Below are 1,350 nucleotides of genomic sequence, written 5' to 3'. Positions count from 1 at the left end.
CCAGCTATCACGAGTATCGTTACTGGTGCCCGTTTTACCCGCCAACGCAGCCCAAGCGAATTGGCTTTGAAGGTAGCGGCCCGTACCTTGTGCGACACCTTGTTTCATCGCGTAAGTCGTTAGCCAAGCCGCTTGTTCATCAACCGCGCGAGAGGAGCGAGGCAACGATTGATAAAGCACGTTACCGTCCATATCGATGACGGAACGAAGCGCGGTCAACTTAGCACGTTTACCCGAGTTAGTCAGTGTTTGGTACATTTGCGCCACTTCAAATGGCGTCAATGAAAACGAGCCCAAGAACATAGAAGGCACAGGACGAATCTCATCTTTGTTGACGCCTAAGCGTTCAAGTGTGCCAGATACTTCAGGAATACCAAGCTCCATCCCCAACCTTACCGTTGGTACATTCAATGACTTCGCAAGCGCAAGGTAAAGTGGCACATCACCACGATATTTACGGTCGTAGTTACGCGGAGTCCATACCGAGCCTTTGCTACCTTTCAAACTTAGAGGGGTGTCGTGCAGCGTCGTCCCCAAATTGTATTTGTCTGGCTGTTCAAGCGCGGTCAGGTAAATTGCCGGCTTGACCAACGAACCAATTGGACGACTAGCATTAAGCGCACGGTTAAAGCCTTCATAACCCACGCGTTTACCACCAACCATGGCACGAATTTCACCACTGTGGCGATCAACAGCCACGGCAGCAGCTTCGAGTTCTTTACCGCCTCGCTTCGCTAAATCCGGTATTTTCTTCGCGATAGCCTGCTCCATTTTACTTTGAGATACAGGATCAAGAGACGTAAACACGCGCAGACCAGTTTCAGCCTTGAAGCGATCACCGACCTTCTCTTTCAGCTCGATATTCAATTGCTGGAAGTATGCAGGCTGACGGCTCGCAATACGTGGTTTGCTTTGTGTATCAAGAGGTCGACTCACAGCTTGTTCATATTGCTGCGATGTGAGCATGTTTTGTTGCATCAGTAAACGAAGCACCAAGTCTCGACGCTCTTTAGTGCGCTCAGGATAGCGAACAGGATTGTAGTACGACGGTCCTTTCACCATGCCCACCAGCATCGCAAGTTGATCAATTCGCAACTCTTGGATTGGCTGACCAAAGTAGTAGCGTGATGCTAAGCCAAAACCGTGGATCGCTTCGCCGCCGCTTTGGCCCAAATACACTTCATTGAGGTAGGCTTCTAAAATGCGGTCTTTGCTGTAACGGTAATCAAGAATAAGCGCAATATAAGCTTCACGCACCTTACGCCACAGCGTTTTATCACGGGTTAGAAATAAGTTTTTCGCTAGCTGCTGCGTTAAGGTACTGCCACCTTGAACGGTGCGACCCGCTTT

The 1,350-nt window shown here is 49.7% G+C and carries 1 protein-coding gene; it reads right to left on the bottom strand.

The genetic code is table 11. From position 1 onward, the window contains the following. On the bottom strand, positions 1–1,350 hold a 1,350-nt coding region (gene mrcB / locus R7P67_RS24540; RefSeq protein WP_318086280.1), incomplete at both ends, for a penicillin-binding protein 1B.

The organism is Vibrio sp. Vb0937 (assembly GCF_033338855.1).
Note: the sequence above shows the minus strand (reverse complement) of the source record. Positions and strands in the feature narration are given on the sequence as shown.